The organism is Corynebacterium pilosum DSM 20521 = CIP 103422 (assembly GCF_000373805.1).
In the GTDB taxonomy this organism is placed as follows: Bacteria; Actinomycetota; Actinomycetes; order Mycobacteriales; family Mycobacteriaceae; genus Corynebacterium; species Corynebacterium pilosum.
The window spans coordinates 88,228-108,773 of sequence record NZ_KB892468.1 but is presented as its reverse complement, the minus strand read 5'-3'; the positions used below and the strand labels follow the sequence as shown (position 1 = coordinate 108,773).

The 20,546-nt window shown below is 61.9% G+C and carries 13 protein-coding genes; 8 read left to right on the top strand and 5 right to left on the bottom strand.

Going from position 1 to position 20,546, the window contains the following annotated elements; translation table 11 throughout:
* The first annotated feature begins 10 nt into the window (after window positions 1–10).
* The 8 genes from B097_RS0109725 (at window position 11) to B097_RS0109690 (ending at window position 14,887) form a co-directional block, all read left to right on the top strand.
* Window positions 11–1,798 (top strand): arabinofuranosyltransferase AftB family protein, encoded by a 1,788-nt coding sequence (locus B097_RS0109725; protein ID WP_018582335.1) that lies wholly within the window; start codon window positions 11–13, stop codon window positions 1,796–1,798.
* Between the two features lie 65 nt (window positions 1,799–1,863).
* Complete coding sequence (locus B097_RS0109720) at window positions 1,864–2,880, top strand: alpha/beta hydrolase (RefSeq protein WP_026254448.1); 1,017 nt, start codon at window positions 1,864–1,866, stop codon at window positions 2,878–2,880.
* Between the two features lie 257 nt (window positions 2,881–3,137).
* The gene (locus B097_RS0109715) at window positions 3,138–5,093 is read left to right on the top strand and encodes an alpha/beta hydrolase-fold protein (RefSeq protein WP_018582333.1); all 1,956 of its coding nucleotides are present in this window, start codon (window positions 3,138–3,140) and stop codon (window positions 5,091–5,093) included.
* A 3-nt stretch (window positions 5,094–5,096) separates the two neighbouring features.
* Complete coding sequence (locus tag B097_RS0109710; RefSeq protein WP_018582332.1) at window positions 5,097–5,573, top strand: hypothetical protein; 477 nt, start codon at window positions 5,097–5,099, stop codon at window positions 5,571–5,573.
* A gap of 15 nt (window positions 5,574–5,588) precedes the next feature.
* Window positions 5,589–6,515: a cutinase family protein gene (locus B097_RS0109705; RefSeq protein WP_026254447.1), complete on the top strand. Its 927-nt coding sequence runs from the start codon at window positions 5,589–5,591 to the stop codon at window positions 6,513–6,515.
* An 81-nt stretch (window positions 6,516–6,596) separates the two neighbouring features.
* Complete coding sequence (locus tag B097_RS0109700; RefSeq protein WP_018582330.1) at window positions 6,597–8,435, top strand: FadD32-like long-chain-fatty-acid--AMP ligase; 1,839 nt, start codon at window positions 6,597–6,599, stop codon at window positions 8,433–8,435.
* A 126-nt stretch (window positions 8,436–8,561) separates the two neighbouring features.
* Window positions 8,562–13,334: a polyketide synthase Pks13 gene (pks13, locus tag B097_RS0109695; RefSeq protein WP_018582329.1), complete on the top strand. Its 4,773-nt coding sequence runs from the start codon at window positions 8,562–8,564 to the stop codon at window positions 13,332–13,334.
* Between the two features lie 11 nt (window positions 13,335–13,345).
* Window positions 13,346–14,887, top strand: coding sequence for an acyl-CoA carboxylase subunit beta (locus tag B097_RS0109690; RefSeq protein ID WP_172463366.1), 1,542 nt, complete (start codon window positions 13,346–13,348; stop codon window positions 14,885–14,887).
* 173 nt (window positions 14,888–15,060) lie between these two features.
* On the opposite strand, the gene B097_RS0109680 is transcribed toward B097_RS0109690, so the two are convergent.
* From B097_RS0109680 to trmB, 5 genes are all read right to left on the bottom strand, one after another.
* Window positions 15,061–15,423, bottom strand: coding sequence for a DUF3054 domain-containing protein (locus tag B097_RS0109680; protein WP_018582326.1), 363 nt, complete (start codon window positions 15,421–15,423; stop codon window positions 15,061–15,063).
* Window positions 15,424–15,557: 134 nt separating this feature from the next.
* A complete protein-coding gene (locus B097_RS0109675; protein ID WP_018582325.1) occupies window positions 15,558–16,577 on the bottom strand; it encodes a lysylphosphatidylglycerol synthase transmembrane domain-containing protein in 1,020 nt (339 codons plus the stop codon).
* Window positions 16,574–18,865: an MMPL family transporter gene (locus tag B097_RS0109670; RefSeq protein ID WP_018582324.1), complete on the bottom strand. Its 2,292-nt coding sequence runs from the start codon at window positions 18,863–18,865 to the stop codon at window positions 16,574–16,576. The genes B097_RS0109675 and B097_RS0109670 overlap by 4 nt, the downstream gene beginning before the upstream one ends.
* Before the next feature lie 11 nt (window positions 18,866–18,876).
* A complete protein-coding gene (locus tag B097_RS0109665) occupies window positions 18,877–19,554 on the bottom strand; it encodes an NYN domain-containing protein (protein ID WP_018582323.1) in 678 nt (225 codons plus the stop codon).
* Between the two features lie 2 nt (window positions 19,555–19,556).
* A complete protein-coding gene (trmB, locus tag B097_RS0109660) occupies window positions 19,557–20,285 on the bottom strand; it encodes a tRNA (guanosine(46)-N7)-methyltransferase TrmB (protein WP_244911225.1) in 729 nt (242 codons plus the stop codon).
* Between the last annotated feature and the right edge of the window lie 261 nt (window positions 20,286–20,546).

The window sequence follows — 20,546 nt, the reverse complement described above, 5'->3', positions numbered from 1 at the left end:
TATCTTCCGCATGACCAAAAACGCCCGCATTTCTATGATTGTATCCGCAATCGTTGCGGGCGTTTTTGCGTTTTATGGTGGGTGGACGCGGCGCTGGATCGCCGACGACGGCCTCATCGTTTTGCGCACCGTCCGTAACCTCCTCGAGGGCAATGGTCCCGTATTTAACGTCGGGGAACGCGTCGAGGCGAACACCTCCACCTTGTGGCAGTACCTCATCACGGCCGTCGCGTCGGTCACGCCCGCCAAGCTGGAAGACATTGCCATGTGGTTGGCACTTGGCTTAACGACCATCGCAGCCGTGGTCGCCGTGGCGGCCACATCTAGGTTTTGGGGTGGGATCGTTGCCCCGCTGGGTGTACTGATCTACTTCGCGCTGCCACCCGCACGTGATTTTGCTACTTCCGGTTTGGAGTGGGGGTTGTCGCTGGCATGGATTGCCACGTGGTGGGCCCTTCTGGTGCATTGGTCAACGCCTGGAACTCATCGATATAAGCTGCCGGTGGGCTACTGGCTGGCGTTCTGGTGTGGGCTGAGCTGGCTTGTGCGCCCTGAGCTGGCGCTTTATGGCGGCGTGACGGGCATTGTGCTGCTGTTCGCGGCGGAGACGTGGAAACAGCGGGCCGGGATCCTGGCTGCGGCGCTACCGGTGCCGGCGGCGTATCAGCTCTTCCGCATGGGCTACTACGGTCTGATTACCCCGCATACTGCGGTGGCTAAATCGGCGAGCGATTCGAACTGGTCCGCCGGGTTCCGCTACGCGTGGGATTTGCTCGTGCCCTATGCGCTGTATCTGCCACTCATCGCAGTGATTGTGCTGTTGGTGTGGTTGGGCAGAAGGGTGTACGACCGGCAACGCATCGTACTGGTACTGGTGGCAGGTGTCGCAATCGTGCACATTATGTATGTGCTGAAAGTGGGCGGCGACTTCATGCACGGGCGCATGTGGCTCCTGCCTCTCTTCGCCTTGCTGCTGCCAGCGATGGTGGTGCCACTAAACCGGATCACTGGCGCCCTTGGCCTAGCCGTGGTGGTGTGGGCGACCGCGGTCGTCGTACGCGGGCACCAGCCTATCGACGATACCGGCAGGATGGGCATCGTCGATGAGCGTGAATTTTGGACCACAATGACGAAGACTGAGCCCGGCAAGGGCCCACGCTATGCCGAAGACTACCTAGCCGTCTCTTGGATGAGCGCCGACTGGGAGAAGAAGCAGAAGCAGGCCGAAAAGGAGAACGCGGGGCAACTGATTCACATCATCGTACAGAGCAAGCCGCGCGTACATTCGTGGATGACGCTGCCCCGCACGGATGCGGAGACAGATCTGCAAGCGCACCCGACCACGCTGTACATGATTAATCTGGGCATGACCAGCATGAACTCTGATCTTGATGTACGTGTACTGGATACCGTGGGCCTCGCGACACCGCTGGCAGCCCGCATGCCCCGCGACCCGAACGGGCGGATTGGCCACGACAAGCACCTGCCCGTCGAGTGGCAGGTGGCGGATACAGCGACCGACCTGGATAAGCTGCCGGACTGGATCGACGAAGAAGAGGCCCGCCAGGCGCGTGCGGCTCTGCGTACCCCGGAGATCGCGGAGTTGCTGGCATCTTCGCGCGAGCCGATGAGCTGGGAGCGGTTCTGGAAGAATGTGAAATATTCCGTGACCGGCGGCAGGACACTAGAGCTTGACGACGACCCGGAAAAATACCTGGACGCTGAAACTCTTGAGAAAATTGAGAATGGTGAGGACCCCGGCTTGGAGGGGCCGCAGATTTCTTGGTTGGACCGCTAAGACACGACTTGGTAACGTGCAGATAACGCTTTACTTTTAAGGCTTCCGTACGTACGAGGAGAGCAATGTCCACACTATCTATGGTTCGTCGTCGCATCGTCGCTCTGATCACGGCGATTGCTACTGCAGCAGCCCTGTTGGTTGTTGGAACCGGCACCGCCCAAGCAGCGCCACGCGATTGGCTGCGCCCTGATGCTACCGGCCACTGTGAGTGGGACCCCGTTGGCTTCTGGGTGCAGCGCTGTGATGTGTGGTCGCCTGCCAGCGGCTACAACATCACGGTCCAGATCCAGCCCGCCATCCGCGGCGGCAACGCAGGCTTCTATATGCTCGATGGCCTGCGCGCAGCCAACCACACCAGCGCGTGGGTCAACGACGTCAACGCAGCGCAGACCTACAAGGATTCCAACATCACCCTGGTGATGCCGGTCGGCGGTACCGCGTCCTTCTATGCTGACTGGAACGCGCCAGCTACCTATGACTACAACAACCCGGTGCGCTACCAGTGGGAGACCTTCCTGACTCAGGAGCTGCCGGCCTACCTGCAGCAGCACTTCGGTGTTTCTCCTACCAACAATTCCATTGCGGGGCTGTCGATGGGTGGTACCGCCGCGATGAACCTGGCCGGGAAGCACCCGCACCAGTTCCGTCAGGTCCTGTCCTACTCCGGCTACCTGACCACCACGCTGCCTGGCGCTCAGACGATGGTGCGCCTCGCACTGCTGGACGCGGGCGGCTTCAACATCAACGCTATGTACGGTTCGCTGATCTCCCCGCGCCGTTTTGAGAACGATCCGTTCCACAACATGGATGGCTTGTACAAGACTGACGTCTACGTCTCCGCCGCTTCCGGTCTACCAAGCCCAGCGGACGCGAATGTCCGTCCCGAGCACATCGCCTCCGGCGCTGCCCTGGAGCTGATCTCGAACCTCTCCACCCGCCTGTGGGTTGTGAAGGCTCAGGCTCAAGGCCTTAACGTCGCCCAGGACTACCCGGCTACCGGTATGCATAACTGGAACCAGTGGGATTACCAGCTCGAGCGCACCAAGCCGCGTGTGCTGAATGTCATGAACGCGTGGTAAAAAGCCCTTTTTAACACCTTTAAGGTGTGTCGCTTGAAGAAAGTCTCAAGTTGAACTTAAACTTGAGGTCGATTGCGCTCGTGTAACAATCACGATCGCTTTACCGACAACTTAACTAGATAAAACAACACAGCCACAGGCACCACGGAACCATCCGACAAACGCACGCCCGGGGGAGGGGAACCCCCGGGAAGCGTTGGTACGTGGATGCCGGTGGCGAGTTGTTGCACCTTCGACACACTTTGAGGACAATTCTTATGCGTTCTTCCGTTTCCCGTTCCCCGCGTGCGGCTCGCATTGCCACAGCGGTTGCACTGCCGACCGTCCTTGCAATGGGCTTGTCCGTAATGCCAGCCCACGCCCAGCAGGGACTCTCCAGTAGTTCAACTGACTTGGGCGCTGTGATCGGCTCCTCGGGCATGTCCGATGGCCTTCGTCCGTCTGACCCGCTACAGCGCACCCCGATCGACACAGAGTACAAGCCCCAGATTGAGGGCCTGCCAGCAGGAGTTGAGGTCGACCGCATCGAGTGGCTGACCAACCGACGCGTCGCAGTGTGGATCAAGTCCGCAGCGATGCCCCAGGAACTCATCCAGGTGCAGATCCTGCTGGCCCGTGACTGGCACTCGAATCCAGGCGCGAAGTTCCCAGAGGTATGGGCGCTCGACGGCCTGCGTGCGCGTGACGACGAATCCGGCTGGACCATCGAGACCAACATCGAGCAGTTCTACGCCGACAAGAACGTCAACGTGATCCTGCCGGTTGGTGGCGAGTCTTCCTTCTACTCTGACTGGCAGCAGCCGGACAACGGCAAGCACTACATGTGGGAAACCTTCCTGACCAAGGAACTCGTGCCCATCCTGAACAACGAGTTCCGCTCCAATGAGAAGCGCGCGGTCGTCGGCCTGTCCATGGGTGGCACCGCCGCGATGAACCTGGCAGAGCGCAACCCGCACCTGTTCGATTTCGTCGGTTCTTTCTCCGGTTACTTGGACACCACCACCCCTGGCATGCCGCAGGCAATCCAGGCGGCACAGATGGATGGCGGTGGCTACGATTCCACCAAGATGTGGGGCCCGATCGGCTCTCAGGATTGGATCGACCACGATCCAAAGCTGGGCACCGAAGCGCTCAAGGATAAGACCGTTTACGTTTCTGCAGGTAACGGCAAAGATGACTTCGGCCAGCCAGGCTCGGTGGCGAAGGGTGCCGCCAACCCTGCAGGCGTGGGCCTGGAGGTCATCTCACGTATGACCACCGCAACCTTTGTCGACTATGCGACCAAGAGCGGCGTCAAGCCGATCGTGAAGTATCGCCCATCTGGTGTGCACTCCTGGGAGTACTGGCAGTTTGAGATGACCGAGGCGTGGCCATACATCGCCAATGCGCTGGCCATCCCAGAGTCTGACCGCGGCGCGCAGTGCCAGCCAATCGGCGCCATTGCCCAGGCCACCGCGTCTGGCATCATCGGCTCGTGTGTGAACAACGAGTACGACGTCGCTGACGGCAAGGCGCAGGACTTCCGTTCCGGCACCGCGTTCTGGTCCCCAGAGACCGGCGCGCAGCCACTGTTCGGCGCCATTCTGGCGAAGTACAACGAACTGGGAGGAGCACCCGGCTGGCTTGGCTTCCCGAAGACTGGCGAAATTGCAACTCCAGACGGTCGGGGCCGCTACGTCCACTTCGAAAACGGTTCCATCTACTGGACCCATGAGACCGGCGCCTGGGCAATCCCTGGGGACATGTTTAACGCATGGGGCAAGAACAACTATGAGCGCGGCAACTTGGGTTACCCCACCGGCGAAGCCGTGAAGATCGGCGAGGGCTACGTCCAGCCATTCCAGCACGGCTTCCTCACCCGCAACCCGGATAAGTCCCACAACATGGTCTACGGCGCGATCGCTACCAAGTACGGCGAGATGAACACCGCACGTTCGAACCTGGGCTTCCCAACCTCCAACGAGATCGCTATCCGGGGCGGCGCGTTCCAAGAGTTCGAGAAGGGCAACATCTACTGGTCCCCGAAGACTGGCGCGCACGTCATCTACTACGGTGACATCTTCGACCAGTGGGGCAAGTCCCGCTGGGAGCAGGGCCCGCTGGGCTACCCAACCTCTGATATGAAGGAGATCCCGGCCGGCGGCCTGACTATCGATTTCGAGAACGGCACCATCAGCCAGATCAATGGCGCGGTCCGCGAAGAGAGGAAGTAGCCCGTGCGTCGAATCGCGTTAAGCGCCATCGCACTGACCGCAGGCCTCGGCCTCGCGGCGTGTGGCGGGGCAACAGTCGACAGCGAGGATGTCACTCAGCCTTCCAGCCCAGCGCCGGTGGCGACATCCCCGTCTGAAACATCGACCAAGGACACGACTACTGAGGAGACGACTCCGGTCGCGCCGCCCGCGGGCGATCAGCCGGAGGACCTCGGTGCCCGCGAGATCGAGGAGATCCCTACCACCGAAGCGCAGTATGTAGCGGAGGAGCAGGATTTTCTTGATGAAATCGCAGGTTCGGACATTAATGTCGAGAACGTTGAATCCCAATTGATTGGTACCGCCCGCACGATTTGCGGGGGAGAAACAATCACCCGTGACGCGGTGGCCGGTCAGCTCATCGAGCAGGGCCGCACCGACCTTGACCATCAGGAAGTGACCAAGCTTCTCGACGACGCCGCGCACGCCAACCTCTGCTAAAGGAGCATGCGCACGATGCGTAAATCCGTGACCGTCGCCGCCGTCGTCATTGTCGTGGCTCTCATCGGGCTAGGAACATACCAGTTCTTTTCGACGAATGACCAGCAGCCGTTGCCACCGGAACAACCAGGGGAACCTGCGCCTTCTCAACAGGCGGAGCCGCAGCAACCGGACTGGTGCCCCGACGTAGAATTCATTTCTGCGCCGGGGACGTGGGAATCGTCGGCAAGCGATGATCCGATGAACCCGCAGGCGAATCCGCACAGCTTCATGCTGTCGATCACGCAGCCGCTGCAGGCGGCGTACACGCCGGATCATGTGAAGGTGTGGACGCTGCCGTACACGGCGCAGTTCAAGAACATCCAGTCCCAGGACGAGATGAGTTACGACGAGTCTCGTGACGAGGGAACGTCGAAGCTGGATGGGGAACTGCGGTACATGAATGAGACGTGCCCCGGCACGAAATATATCCTTGCTGGTTTCTCGCAGGGCGCGGTTATTGTCGGTGACCTCGCCACGCAGATCGGCCAGGGGCACGGGGCAGTGCCGGCGGAGAAGGTCCTCGGGGCCATCATGATTGCCGATGGTCGTCGGGAAAACGGTGTGGGTGTGAACCCCGGCATTGAGCTAGGAGGCGTGGGCGCAGAGATCGCGCTGGAGCCCGTGGAGCGGCTGATTCAGCCCATCGTGCCCGGTGCCAGCATGCGCGGACCCCGTGTCGGGGGGTTCGGCGCACTGCAGGACCGCGCTTTCCAAATCTGCGCGCCAAATGACTCCATTTGTGACGCACCTTATGACGTGGGAAATGCTTTAGGCAGGGCGGAAGCGCTCATCAACGCCAATGGCTTGCACGCCCAGTACGCCACGAATCCGAATGTTATTCCGGGCACCACCGCTAACCAGTGGGTGGTCGATTGGGCGCACCAGGCGATTAATGGCTAGCGTCTATGTAACATTTGGTTTCCGAAACTAAGATAAACAAGATAACTAACTGACTGGCACCCGAAGACACAAAGGACACCCATGGATCTTTCCAAGCTGATCGCACAGTTCTACAGCGAAGACGGCTCGATTGCACTCGCACCACAACTCACCCTGGCCGGCATGGCCGAGATGATGTACATGGGTGACCTGCAACTCGGCGGGGGCGAACGCCACTGCATGCGCTTCTGGGACTATTCCGAGAACCGCGAAGGCACCCCGGTGGATTACAACCGCACGGAGATCAATACCCGCATCAAGGCGGTCGCGGCGCGCCTCCAGCAGGTGGGCAAGATGGGCGACCGCGTGGCCATCCTGGCAGGCAACTCGCCTGAGTACATCTTCGGTTTCTTGGGCGCGCTTTACGCCGGCCAGGTTCCGGTGCCGCTCTATGATCCAGAAGAACCAGGCCACGGCGATCACCTGAAGGCTGTTCTCGGCGATGCAGGCGCGAAGACCGTGCTAACCAACACCCGCTCCGCGGGCACGGTGCGCGAGTACTTCGCTGAGCTTCCTTCGCGGGAACGTCCGCGTGTGGTGGCCGTCGATACGCTCCCGGATAGCCTCGCGCAGTCCTACCTCAACCCTTCGGCAACGCCTGAGGGCCAGATGGCAGCGATGACGCAGACCGTCATGCCGATCGACTCCACCGCGTTCCTCCAGTACACCTCTGGTTCCACCCGTAACCCCGCCGGCGTGGAGTTGACGAACCGCTCCATCCTGACCAACGTCCTGCAGATCTATGCTGGTGCGAACCTGAAGATGCCACTGCGCCTGAGCGCGTGGTTGCCGCTTCACCATGACATGGGCATCATTCTGACCTTGTTCGTCACCATGCTTGGCCTGGAGTTCGAGCTGATGAGCCCGCGCGACTTCGTGCAGCAGCCGAAGCGCTGGGTGGACCAGTTGAACAAGCGAGAGGGCGACGAGGACAAACACATTTACACCGTCGTCCCGAACTTCGCCCTCGAGCTGGCCTCGCGTTATGGCAAGCCAGCAGAAGGCGAAGAGCTAGACCTGTCGCGTGTGGATGGCATCATCATCGGTTCCGAACCGGTCATGGAAGGGGCCGTGAACGCCTTCATCGCCGCGTTTGAGGACTATGGGCTGGACACGAAGGTGCTGCGCCCGTCATATGGATTGGCTGAGGCATCACTGATGCTCTCGACTCCGCAGACCGACGAGCGCCCGCTGTTCACACGCTTCGACCGCGACGAACTGGCTGCAGGCAAGGCCGTGCCAGTGGAGGACGGCGTGCCTTTCGCCTCGAACGGTCAGCCGGTGAGCAACCTGTTCTTCACCGTGGTGGACCCAGAAACTCACGCCGAGGTCGCTGACGGTGTCGTCGGCGAGCTCTGGGCACACGGCGACAACATGGCCGTGGGCTACCTGAACCGCGAAGAGGAGACTGAAGCGACCTTCAAGAACACGCTGGGCGAGCGCCTAGCAGAGGGATCACGTGTCGACGGCGCACCAGACACCGGCTGGATGGCCACCGGCGACTTGGGCGTGCTGTATGAGGGCCACCTCTACATCACCGGCCGCCTGAAGGACCTTGTCGTTATCGCCGGCCGCAACCACTACCCGCAGGACATTGAGGCCACGGTCGCCGAGGCTTCGGAGCACGTGCGCCCCGACTCTGTCGCTGCCTTCGCGGTGCCAGGGGACGACGTCGAAAAGCTCGTGCTCTTCATTGAGCGTGCCGACAACGCCTCCGCTGACGGCGATGCCGCCGCGGAAGAGGCGATCCGTGAGGCTGTGACCAACGTCCATGGCGTATCGCCGCATGAGATCCAGTTCTTCGCGCCGCATGAGATCGCGCGTTCGTCCGCGGGCAAGATTGCGCGCCGGGTGAACCAGAAGAACTACTTGGAGCAGTAAGCGCTCACGACCCGCCCATGCCCTACGGGGTGTGGGTGGTGTGTCTTCAGTAACGAAGTGAGACAATGGGGCGATAGACTTTTAGTTTCCGTAAATAACCGTAGCGGAAGGAAAAGGAAGCGCTCCATGACTCAACAGGAACTGTCCGACTGGATACTCAACTGGGTGTCTCAGGCTACGGACGTGCCCGTGGCAGAACTCGACGTAAACAAGCCACTCGAATCTTTCGGCTTGGCCTCACGTGATGCGGTCGTTCTGTCTGGTGAGTTAGAGAACCTGTTGGGGCGCCAGCTGGATCCCACCATCGCGTACGAATTTCCCACCATCGCCGCCCTGTCAGATCGCTTGATCAACGGCCCGGCGGAGGATGAGGCGCGTCCGGTGGCGCGGGAGTATCGTCGTACCGCTGCGGAGTCGCCGCAGGCCCGCGATATCGCGATCGTCGGGCGCGCAGGCCGCTTCCCGCAGGCAGAGAACGTCGACGAATTCTGGGCCATGCTGGCCGAAGGCCGCACCGCCACCGGCCCGCTGCCGGAGGGGCGCTGGTCCGAGTACTCCAGCGATGAGGTGATGAGCCGCAAGATGGAGGAGCAGAACACCAGCGGCGGCTACCTCGATGACATCGCCAGCTTCGATAACGAATTCTTCGGGCTTAGCCCCGTCGAGGCGGAGAACATGGACCCGCAGCAGCGCATCGTGCTGGAGCTGACGTGGCAGGCGCTGGAGGATGCGCACATCCCGGCGAACCAGCTGCGCGGCGAATCCGTGGGCGTGTTCTTGGGCTCCTCCAACAACGATTACGGTATGTTGATCACCGCCGATCCTTCCGAGGCTCACCCCTACGCGCTGACCGGTACCTCGAGCGCGATCATCCCGAACCGCGTGTCCTACGCCTTTGACTTTCGCGGTCCCTCCGTGAACGTGGACACCGCCTGTTCCTCCTCTCTGGTGGCAGTGCATCACGCCGTGCGCGCCCTGCGCGATGGCGAGGCCGACGTGGCTGTTGCCGGCGGTGTGAACATCCTGGCCAGCCCATTTGTTTCTACCGCTTTCAGCGAGTTGGGAGTGATCAGCCCAACCGGCGGCATCCACGCATTTTCCGACGACGCCGACGGTTTCGTCAGGTCGGACGCGGCGGGGATCGTCATTTTGAAGCGCGTTGAGGATGCGCTTGCCGACGACGACAATATCCTGGCCGTGATCAAGGGCTCCGCCACGAACTCTGATGGCCACTCCAATGGACTCACCGCCCCCAACCCCGAAGCGCAGGTAGACGTGCTGCGCCGCGCCTACGCGGATGCCGGCATCGATCCGACCAGCGTCGACTATGTTGAGGCGCACGGCACCGGCACCATCCTGGGTGACCCGATTGAGGCCACCGCCCTGGGAGAGGTCCTCGGCGCAGGACGTGAGGCAAAGCACCCAACTTTGCTGGGGTCCGCTAAGTCTAATATTGGGCACTCCGAATCCGCCGCCGGTGCGGTGGCCCTGATCAAGGTCATCGAGGCGATGGGCCACGACATCATCCCGCCCAGCGTGAACTTCAGCGCCCCCAACCGCTACATCGACTTTGATGCGGAGCACCTTGAGGTGGTCGAAGATTCCCGCGAGTGGCCGAAGTATTCCGGCCGCCGCATCGCTGGTGTGTCCGGCTTCGGCTTCGGCGGCACCAACGCCCACCTTGTAGTCACCGACTTCGATGCTTCCGACTACGAAGTTGCAGAAAATGCAGGCACCGAGGCTGAGCTGCTGGATCCCGAGAACCCCACCGCCGCCGCGTTGCCGGTCAGCGGTTTGCTGCCCTCTCGTCGTAAAGCAGCCGCGGCAGCGCTAGCCGACTTCCTGGAAGGCCGCGCGGACGAGGACCTCGTCCCCGTCGCCCGGTCGCTCGCCCGCCGCAACCACGGCCGTTCGCGTGCGGTCGTGCAGGCCTCCACCATCGAGGACGCGGTGAAACGCTTGCGCCAGGTCGCTGACGGCAAGGTCTCCGTGGGCATCGCCACCACCGACAGCCCCGCAACGATGGGCCCCGTGTTTGTTTACTCCGGTTTCGGCTCCCAGCACCGCAAGATGGTCAAGCAGCTGGTCGATGTTTCTCCATTTTTCTGCTCCAGAATGGAGGAATTGGACAGATTCATCGACTTCGAGGCTGGCTGGTCGGCGTTGGACATCGTGCGTGACGACGAACAAACCTACGACACCAACACCGCACAGGTAACCATCACCGCTATCCAAATCGCGGTCACCGATCTGTTGGCGAAGCTGGGCATCACGCCGGCCGCCGTCGCCGGAATGAGCATGGGTGAAATCGCCGCAGCGTACGCGGCCGGCGGCATCAGCGACGCAGACGCCATGCGGATCGCCTGCCACCGCGCCCGCCTCATGGGCGAGGGCGAAGAAATGACGGCCGACACCCCGCAAGAAGGTGCGATGGCCGTGGTGGAACTGACCCGCGAGGCGTTGCAGGACTTCGTCGATAAGCACGAGGAAGCTGCGGGCATCGAACCTGCCGTGTATGCAGGGCCGGGCATGACTACCGTGGGCGGGCCGGTCGCCGCCGTGGACTACCTGGTCGCGGCGCTGGAGGAGGACGGTAAGTTCGCGCGCAAGATGCGCGTGCGCGGTGCCGGACACACCTCCGCGCTGGACCCGATCATGGGCGAGCTCGGGTTTGAGATCGCTGGCGTGGAGGCTCAGCCGATCCGCATCCCGCTCTTCAGTTCTGTGGAGCGCGGCCGCGTCTTTGAGCCCGGCGAGGTGGTGCACACTGACCAGTACTTCCTGACCATGACGCGCCAGCCCGTCTACTTCCAGGACGCCATCGAGAAGGCTTTCGAGGCCGGACACATGACCCTGGTGGAGATCTGTCCGAACCCGGTGGCGATCATGGGCATGATGAACACCGCGTTTGCCTGCGGGAAGCCGGATGCGCAGCTGCTGTACACGATGAAGCGCAAGGTCGACGAGGTCGAATCCCTGGTGGACCTGGCTGCCAAGCTGTACGTGCAGGGCCAGGACGTGGACTTCGGCGCCATCTATGGCAGTGGCGACGTCATCTCCGCGCCCTTTACCCAGTTCAAGCAGGTGCAGCACTGGACTAAGGCGCGCCCCAACTCCAGCGGGTCGGGCGCGCTGCCCGGCGTGCGCGTGGCACTTCCCGACGGCAAGACTGCCTTCGGCGCCCAGGCAGACCAAGTCTTTAGCCCCCACCAGCTCATCGAGGCGGCCGCTGAGGCTGTCGCGCCAGGCTCGCGCGTGGTGGCCACTGAGGAACGCGGCTCCCTGCCTGCCTCTGGTGATGTGACCACGCTGGTCGAGTCCACCCTGGGTGGTGTGAGCATCAAGGTCTTCGCGGCGGACGCGATCGTGGCCGAAGGCTTTGCGACGACACTGGCTCTGGATGCCCCGCAGTCCGTGCCGGGTGTCGCAGAGATCAGCCCCAGCGCCGAGACCACCGCGGTAGAGGTGGATGAAGACATCGAGCAGATCCGCTGGGACGCAAACTCCGGCGAATCTGTGGAAGACCGACTGCGCGCCATCGTCAGTGAATCCATGGGCTACGACGTCGACGACCTGCCGCTCGAGCTGCCACTGATCGACTTGGGCCTGGATTCCCTGATGGGCATGCGCATCAAAAACCGGGTCGAAAACGACTTCCAGATCCCACCACTGAACGTCCAAGCACTGCGCGACGCCTCCGTAGCCGACGTGATCACCATGGTTGAAGAGGCCGTGGCGGGGGAGGAGTCCTCGGTACCTCGGACTCCTGAAGAAAAGAACGAGACTCCGATAGAAAAGGAGACTCGGGAGAAAACTGAGTCTTCACAGGGCGTCGGCGTGGCGCCCCGTGACGCTTCGGAACGCATGGTCTTCGGCGCCTGGGCCAAGTACACCGGCGCCGCCGCAGCAGGCGTGACCAGCGAACTCCCGAAGATCAGCGAGGAAGAGGCCTCCAATATCGCCTCCCACCTCACCGAGCGTTCCGGCACCGAAATCACCGCCACCGACGTTCGCGAGGCAGCCACCCTGGAACCACTGGCCAACATGGTCCGCGAAGGCCTCGAGACTGAGGTCGAGGGCAACATCCGCGTGCTGCGCGAGGAAGGTGACGGCCCGGCCGTCTTCATGTTCCACCCGGCCGGCGCCACCACTGTGGTCTATGAGCCACTGACGCGCCGCCTGAACAACGTGCCCGTCTACGGTGTGGAGCGCCTCGAAGGCTCCCTGGAGGAGCGCGCCGCCGCCTACCTGGATGACATCCTGCGCTACGCCAACGGCGGAAAGATTGTCCTGGGCGGATGGTCCTTCGGTGGGGCGCTCGCGTTCGAGGTGGCCAGCCAGCTGCGCGACCGCGAGGACGCCCCAGAGATCGAATTCATCGCACTGCTGGACACCACCCAGCCCCGCGAGCCTGTCCCAGACACCATGGAAGAGACGAAGGCCCGTTGGCAGCGTTACGCCGATTTCGCCAAGGACACCTACGGCCTTGACTTCGAGGTGCCTTTTGACCTGCTCGAAACAGCTGGTGAAGAAGCTCTGATGGGGATGCTGGAGCACGTTCTGGCCACCACCGACGCGTCCGAGCACGGCCTGGCCGCCGGCGTTCTAGAGCACCAGCGGGCTAGCTTCGTCGACAACCAGATCCTGGGCAAGATCGACTTCACCCGCTGGGCAGACGTTGACGTGCCGGTGCTCCTGTTCCGCTCCGAGCGGATGCACGACGGCGCCATCACTTTGGAGCCGCGCTACGCGGACATCGCCGAGGACGGCAACTGGGGCCAGATTGTGGACGATCTCACCATCGTCCAGTGCCCAGGCGACCACCTGGCTATGCCGGACGAGCCGGTCATCGGTATCGTCGGCAAGCATATGAATGAGTGGATTGAGAGGTTAAGTTAGTGTCCACCAACATGACCACCGAGGAAAAACTCGCTGACCTGCGCGCCCGCCTGGAGAAGGCGAAAGACCCCGGTTCGGAACGCGCCCGCAAGAAGCGTGACGACGAAGGCCGCACCACCCCGCGCCAGCGTATCGACGTGCTTCTCGACGAGGGCTCCTTCGTAGAGATCGGCGCACTGGGCCGCACCCCTGGTGACAAGGATGCTGTCTACTCGGACGGTGTTGTCACTGGTTATGGGCGGATCGATGGCCGCCCCGTTGCCATCTACGCCCACGATAAGACGGTGTACGGCGGTTCGGTGGGCGTGACTTTCGGCCGCAAGGTCGTCGAGGTCATGGAGTTTGCCATCAAGATCGGCTGCCCGATCATTGGTATCCAGGACTCCGGCGGCGCACGCATCCAGGACGCGGTGACGTCCTTGGCTATGTATTCGGAGATCGCGCGTCGGCAGCTGCCGCAGTCTGGCCGCGCCCCGCAGATCTCCATCATGCTGGGTAAGTCTGCCGGTGGCGCCGTCTACGCGCCGGTGACCACTGACTTCGTGGTTGCGGTGGAGGATCAGGCCGAGATGTACGTGACCGGCCCGGCCGTGATCAAGGAGGTTACGGGCGAGGATGTCACCTCGGCGGAGCTTGGTGGGGCGCGCCAGCAGGAGCTCAACGGCAACATCCAGGCCGTGCTGCCCACCGAGGAGGACGCCTTCGACTACGTCCGCGACCTCCTGGGCCTCCTGCCCACCTCCACGTTCGACGAAACACCCGTGGCGTGGGCGCCTGCGGACGAGGAGCTTGACGACGAGCACCTCGACTCCTTCATGCCGGATGACACCAACGCTGGCTACGACATGATGGACCTGCTACCCGAACTCACCGATGACGGTGATCTGCTGGAGATCCAGGAGAACTTCGCCCCGAACCTGATCTGTGCTTTCGGTCGCATCGACGGCCGCACCGTTGGCTTCGTGGCGAATAACCCGATGCACTTCGCGGGCTGCATTGATGCTGATGCCGCCGATAAGGGTGCTCGTTTCATCCGTACGTGCGACGCCTACAACATTCCGCTGGTGTTCGTCGTCGATACGCCCGGCTACCTGCCGGGTGTGGAACAGGAGAAGGTCGGCCTGATCCACCGCGGCGCGAAGCTCGCGTTTTCGCTGGTGGAGGCGACTGTTCCGAAGGTCACCCTGATCGTGCGCAAGGCCTACGGCGGCGCGTACGCGGTGATGGGCTCGAAGAACCTGTCGGGCGACATCAACTTGGCGTGGCCGACCGCGCAGATCGCTGTCATGGGTTCGGCGGCGGCCGTGGTGATGATCCAGGGCAAGCAGCTCGCCCAGATCGAGGACGAGAACCAGCGCGCCTACATGAAGAAGGTGTTCATGGATTTCTACGACGAAAACATGACATCGCCGTATGTTGCCGCCGAGCGTGGCTACATCGACCACATGATCCAGCCGTCCGAGACGCGCATCGCTTTACGACGAGCACTTCGTCAACTGCGCACTAAGGACGAGGTGGATCTGCCCAAGAAGCACACCATTTCCCCGCTTTAAGTACGCGGGGTATGATCTGCGAAGAATCGTCAAGAAGACTCTAGAAGAAAGAAGAATGTTATGTTGAGCAGTGCTGTTGATATCGGTTTGGAAATCGTGGGCTACCTGGGATGGTTGGTCGCCAGCTTCACTGGAGACGACCCACTTTACAACCTGGGCCTGATCTTCTAAACCTACTGGCGGGCGGCGGACTTGCGGCCGAACAGGCCAGCAATGCCGCGCCAGCCTAGCATGAGCAGTGCGCTCATGACGGTGGCCACGATCACGAAGGACCAGTGGGGAATCGCCTGATTGCGCACTCCCCAAATGGCTAGGCCCACGACCACGGTGATCAGCCAGACCCACACGCCGCGGCCACCACGGCCCTCGCGGACAATGATCCAGCCCATCACCACACCGACCACGAATGGCCAGAGAGTGGACAAGTAGCCCGTGAAATTGAAGGGCATGTCTTCGGATTGGTGCGCCATGCGGGCCAAGAGGGCGAACACGGCGATGGCGACAAGGTCAATAGCAATGGCGGTGGATTTCTTCACGCCGTTAACCTTAGCACCCGGCAGCGCCCGCCCCTGTTTCACAAACCGATATAGTCCTCGCTACATAGTGCTCGTAACCATTAGGTTTTCAATAATCTACACGCACTATGGGCCGAGGACTATATCGGTTTGCGTTATGGGGAAGTTTCTTCGGAGCGCCCCAGCATGTATCCCTTGCCCGCGTACTTCACTAGGAACACGATCCAACCAATCACGGTGATCAGAGCGAAAGAGATGAGGCGGTAGATTACGGTGGCGGCGGTGGCGTCGACAAGCGTCATCCCGGAGGCGACCAACGCGCCGGCGGTCAGCGCCTCCACGGTGCCCACGCCGCCAGGGGTGATTTGCGCGGTGCCGGCCAGTTTTGCCATCACATAGCCCATGGCCACGCCCATCACAGTGGTTTGATTCGGCTCGGCCACAAAACCGGGCGCCACATCGACCACGGACCACACCGCAAAGTACAAGGTCATAGCATCAAGCAGGCGGTTGAGCAGCGAGTAGGCAGAAGCGCCGGCGAAGGAGCGGCCACTCATTTCTACGGTGGCGAGCTGGTCGACAGCTTTTTCAGTGCTGGAGCGGATCTTCGTCGGCAAGTAAGAAGCCCAACGGCGCAGCACCGCGGGGTTGCGCGTGGCCCAGTACACCGCGACGATCACCAAAATCGTCACTGCCAGCGTGAGCAGCAGGGTGAGCAGATTAAGGTCCGCGCCTAGGAAGAGGACGGCGGCGATGCCGATCAGCACCAGCCACATCGTCGAAATCACCGAGCTGACCACCAGGAACCACCCGCACAGCGCCACCGTGGCGCCCCAAGAACGTTGCACGCGGAAGGTCAGCCACGCCGAAAAGGCTGGGCCGCCGGGCAGGGAGGTGGACCATGCGTTAGAGGCAAGGGTGACAGCGGTGGTTTCTTGGAGCGGAACGTCAACGTCATTGCCGGCATTCATTAACAGGCGCATCACTTCGGCCATGGCCACCAGAGCAGCGACCGCCGTAATCACGCCGCAGACAAGCGGCAGGGGCTGCGCCTCAAGGAGGGTGTAAAAAGCTTCGCCGAGGAAAGGCAGATCATCGCGAAAGGCGACGAGCAGCACGATCAGCACCACTAGCGGTGCCAACCATGTGATCCACTTTTTCAGCGTCGCGTTCACTTGTTGCGCTCAATGCGTTTCATCAGCTCCGAAAACGGGATCAGTTCGGAGTTTTCGTCGGCGCTGACGCCACTGCGGGCGTGGGTGGAGGCGATGACGGCATCTTCCATCTTCGGCTCATCGCTTATCGACGAAGGCTGTGGTCGTGGCGCGCTGTGGCCCTCGGAGTCGTCGCCAATTTTCTGGTAGATCTTTTTCACCCAACGCGGTGCCCACCAGTTGTCTTCGCGCAGCTCGTGCATGACGGCGGGGACCAGCAGGAGGCGGATCAGGGTGGCGTCGAGGGCGAGCGAGAAGATCATGCCGAAGGAGATGTACTTCATCATCACGATCTCTGAGAGCGCGAAGGCGGCGGCCACAACGATCATGATCAGCGCCGCGGCGGTGATGATGCCGCCGGTGTGCGCGGTGCCGTACTTGATGGCGTTGTCGGTGGTGGCCCCCTTGGCGCGGGCCTCCACCATGCGCGAGACGAGGAAGACCTCATAGTCGGTGGACAGGCCGTAAAGGATGGCGATGATCAGAACGAGCACCGGGCTCATCAGCGGGCCTGGGGTGAAATTGAACAGGCCCGAGCCGAAGCCGTCGACGAACATGAGGGTGAGGAAGCCGATGGTCGCACCCAGCCCCAGCACGTTCATGATCACGGCCTTGATCGGCAAGATCACGGACCCGAATAGCACCGTCATCAGGATCAAGGTGGCCAACATCATGTACAGGAACATCCACGGCAGTTTCTCGGTGAGGGCCTCAATGGACTCCACTTCCATGGCCGGGGTGCCGGATACGTAGAGGTCTACTCCCTCTGGTGCGTCGATGGCACGGAGCTGGTCGACGACGTACTTGCCGTTGTCGCGGTCGGCTAGGCCGGCGGAGAGGACGGTGGTGCCGTCGACGGTTTGGGTGGCCGGCGACATGGGGGCCGCCAGACCATCGACTTCGCGGGTCTGCAGGACAACGTCCACCAGCTGCTCGTTGGAGGCGCCCGTGACGACGAGTTTCACCGGATCGGTGCGGAACTGCGGGAACTCTTCGTTGAAGGTGTCTTGGGCCTGGCGGACCTGGTTCGTTGGCGGTAGGTAGGCCTCATTGATCCCGCCGAGCTTAATGCCGGCGATGGGCAGGGTGAGCAGGATCAGAGCACCCGCGACGACGACAATGACCTTCTTGGAGTTGCGTATCGCCCAGGAGGGGAGCTTGAACCAGATCGTGTCTTCTAGTCGTCGTGCGGTGCGCGAGGTGCGGCGCACCGACCACTTATCGATGTTGTGGCCCAGCATGCCGAACAGTGCAGGCAGCACCGCTACGGAGATCACCGCGGCGAGAGTCACGGCGGCGATCGCACCGTAGGACACGGACTTCAAGAAGGCCTGCGGGAACATGAACAATCCTGACAGTGCCACGCCCACCATCAGCGCGGAGAAGAACACCGTCTTGCCCGCGGTGGCGGTGGTGATGGCGACGGCCTCGCGCACCTCGGTGCCCTTGTCCAGTTCTTCGCGGAAGCGCGAAACCATGAACAGGCCGTAGTCAATAGCAAGCCCCAAGCCGAGCAGCGTGATCACGGACTGGGAGAAGATGTTGACCTGGAAGAAGGAGGCGATGATGGACAGGATCGCCAGACCGCCAATGATGGACAAGATGCCCACGATCAGCGGCATCGCAGCAGCGACCACGCCACCGAAGACGAACAACAAGATCACAGCGACGGCGACAACGCCGAGGATTTCGGCGCGGGCAATATCGTCGGCCATGCCATCGTCGAGGGCATCGGCCACGGCCGTGGCACCTGCAACTTCGACGGTGGCGGCGCCTGGCAGCTCGATGGACTTCGCGGCCTCTTCCAGCACGCGGTAATCCTTCAGCGTTTGCTCACCGTCGCCTTCTAGGCCGATGGCGGCGAAGGCATAGCGACCATCCTCGGTAATCTGCTGCTGGTTGGGGGAGGCGAAATAGCTTTGCACGTGAGCGATTTGATCGTCGTACGTGCGCTCCAGCTCGGCGATGGCAGCGTTGGCTGCGTGGAACACTTCGGGATCGGTCACCCGGTTGCCCTCGCCGGCGTCTACCATCAGGATCACGTCGCCGGAATTATCGCGCCCAAAGGTCTCCTGCTCGATGACCGCGGCGGTGGTCGAGTCAGCGCCTGGGTCCTCCCATCCTTCCTGGCTCATGCGCTGGTCCAGCTTGGTGCCGAACAGGAAGTGCATGAGCAGGATGATCACGACGACGACCAGTGGAATGATCTTGCGAAACCGGAAAGCGAAGTGGCCCCACCTATAAAACAAATGTGCCTCCGTTACTGGCGAGTGTTGTTGAGCAACGCTGTCAGCGGACGGAATGGCTGCAACCATGCGCCGTCATCTGGCAACTGATCCAGGTTAATGCGCGGCAAAGGCTCACGAAAAACACCAGGAATGTCTTCTAAGTCTACGAAGTTGATGGATTCGGAGGCGACAGCCCATGAGGCGTGTTCGTGGAATCCCAGGACAGTGACAGGAAGGCCCTCGTCGACAAGCGTGTCGATGGTCTCCATGAAGTTCTGCCCATCGGCGCTGGCGATGACCACGCCTTTGAGCACGCCCTCGTCGTGGCGGCGCTTGATGTGGGCGATCATGTCTGGGTCCACGTCGGAGTCCTCGTCGGACTTCGGCTTCGCGAACACGGCGAAACCGACGTTGCGTAGGGCCTCCACCCAGGGCCGCACGACGTCGGCGCCGCCTGGGGTGACGTTGGTGAACACGGTGGCCTCGGGTTCGATGTGGCGCTCGGCGGTTTCGTTGAGTACCGCGGCGCGTTCGATCAGCCAGCGGCCCACCGCGTCGAAGCGGGGGCGGTAGGCGGCTGTCGGGCGGCCACCGAGGATGGCGCCAAGGCCCATGTCTAGGTTCGGGGCGTCCCAGACCAGCAACAATGAGTCTGGCCCGGGGGCGGCGCCAGGCGTGTAGGGGTGGGTAATTTCGTGTAAATCAGTCATATTTAAAGCCCTCGTTTCTGCCAGAGGTATTCGTTGATCACATGGTCTTTATCCAGGCCTTTGCCTTCGAACTTCGTGATCACTTGGCGGTCGGTGAGAATGGGGCAATCGTCCCACGGCCAGCCCTTGTACTCAAGCAGCGGTTCAACATTCACCAGTTCGTTGATCCACTCTGCGTAGTCAGCGTGGTCAGTGGCCACGTGCAGCACGCCGCCGGGCTTCAAACGCTTGGCGATCAGGTTCAGCGGGCCCGATTGGATGATGCGGCGCTTGTTGTGGCGCGCCTTCGGCCAGGGATCGGGGAAGAAGATGCGCACCCCGTCCAGCGACTCTTCGGGGAACATGCGGGCCAGCACTTCGATGCCGTCGCCGCGGATCATGCGAATATTGTCGATCTTCTCACGCACCACAGACCCCAGCAGTTTCGCCAGGCCTGGCTTGTACAGTTCGACGGCAATGATGTTTGTGTCGGCCTCCAGCGGCGCCATGGCAGCCGTGGAAGTCCCTGTGCCGGACCCGATTTCGACGATGGTGGGGTGTCCGGTGCGGCCGAACCAGTCGTCCACGTCCACGTGCTCGTCGGCAAGCATCGTGCCAAGGCGTGGCCAGTGCTCGTCGAAAAGTGTCTCCTGGTTATCGGTGAGTGTGCCGCGACGGAAGCTGACGGAGCCGAGGCGCGGGTAGTCCAGGCCGTCGTTGAAATCGGTCTGCAGGGGCCGGCCTGCAGGCAGCTCGGCGGTACCTTCGCGGGGAGTTTGGGAAGGAGAAAAATCAGAACTATTCGTCACACTGCCATTGTCCACGTGACGTGCATGAATACCAAACTTCGGAGGGTCGGTTTCAGCCGGGTGGGGAGGCGGCTTGGGAGCGCCTATGCGCTTATCGACGACCGCCTCACCCCTTTTCGGGTGGGTTATGTGGAGGGAACCTCAGGAATCGTGATCTGTGGTTGGCTAACTGTGGGGGTGGCGTTCCAGGCTGCCGTATGTCAT

Excerpts from the sequence above, each read along its gene's own strand:
- B097_RS0109715 (WP_018582333.1), top strand. The coding sequence starts at position 3,138 with ATGCGTTCTTCCGTTTCCCGTTCCCCGCGTGCGGCTCGCATTGCCACA.
- B097_RS0109705 (WP_026254447.1), top strand. The coding sequence starts at position 5,589 with ATGCGTAAATCCGTGACCGTCGCCGCCGTCGTCATTGTCGTGGCTCTC.
- pks13 (WP_018582329.1), top strand. The coding sequence starts at position 8,562 with ATGACTCAACAGGAACTGTCCGACTGGATACTCAACTGGGTGTCTCAG.
- B097_RS0109690 (WP_172463366.1), top strand. The coding sequence starts at position 13,346 with ATGACCACCGAGGAAAAACTCGCTGACCTGCGCGCCCGCCTGGAGAAG.
- B097_RS0109725 (WP_018582335.1), top strand. The coding sequence starts at position 11 with ATGACCAAAAACGCCCGCATTTCTATGATTGTATCCGCAATCGTTGCG.
- B097_RS0109720 (WP_026254448.1), top strand. The coding sequence starts at position 1,864 with ATGTCCACACTATCTATGGTTCGTCGTCGCATCGTCGCTCTGATCACG.
- B097_RS0109665 (WP_018582323.1), bottom strand. The coding sequence starts at position 19,554 with ATGACTGATTTACACGAAATTACCCACCCCTACACGCCTGGCGCCGCC.
- B097_RS0109700 (WP_018582330.1), top strand. The coding sequence starts at position 6,597 with ATGGATCTTTCCAAGCTGATCGCACAGTTCTACAGCGAAGACGGCTCG.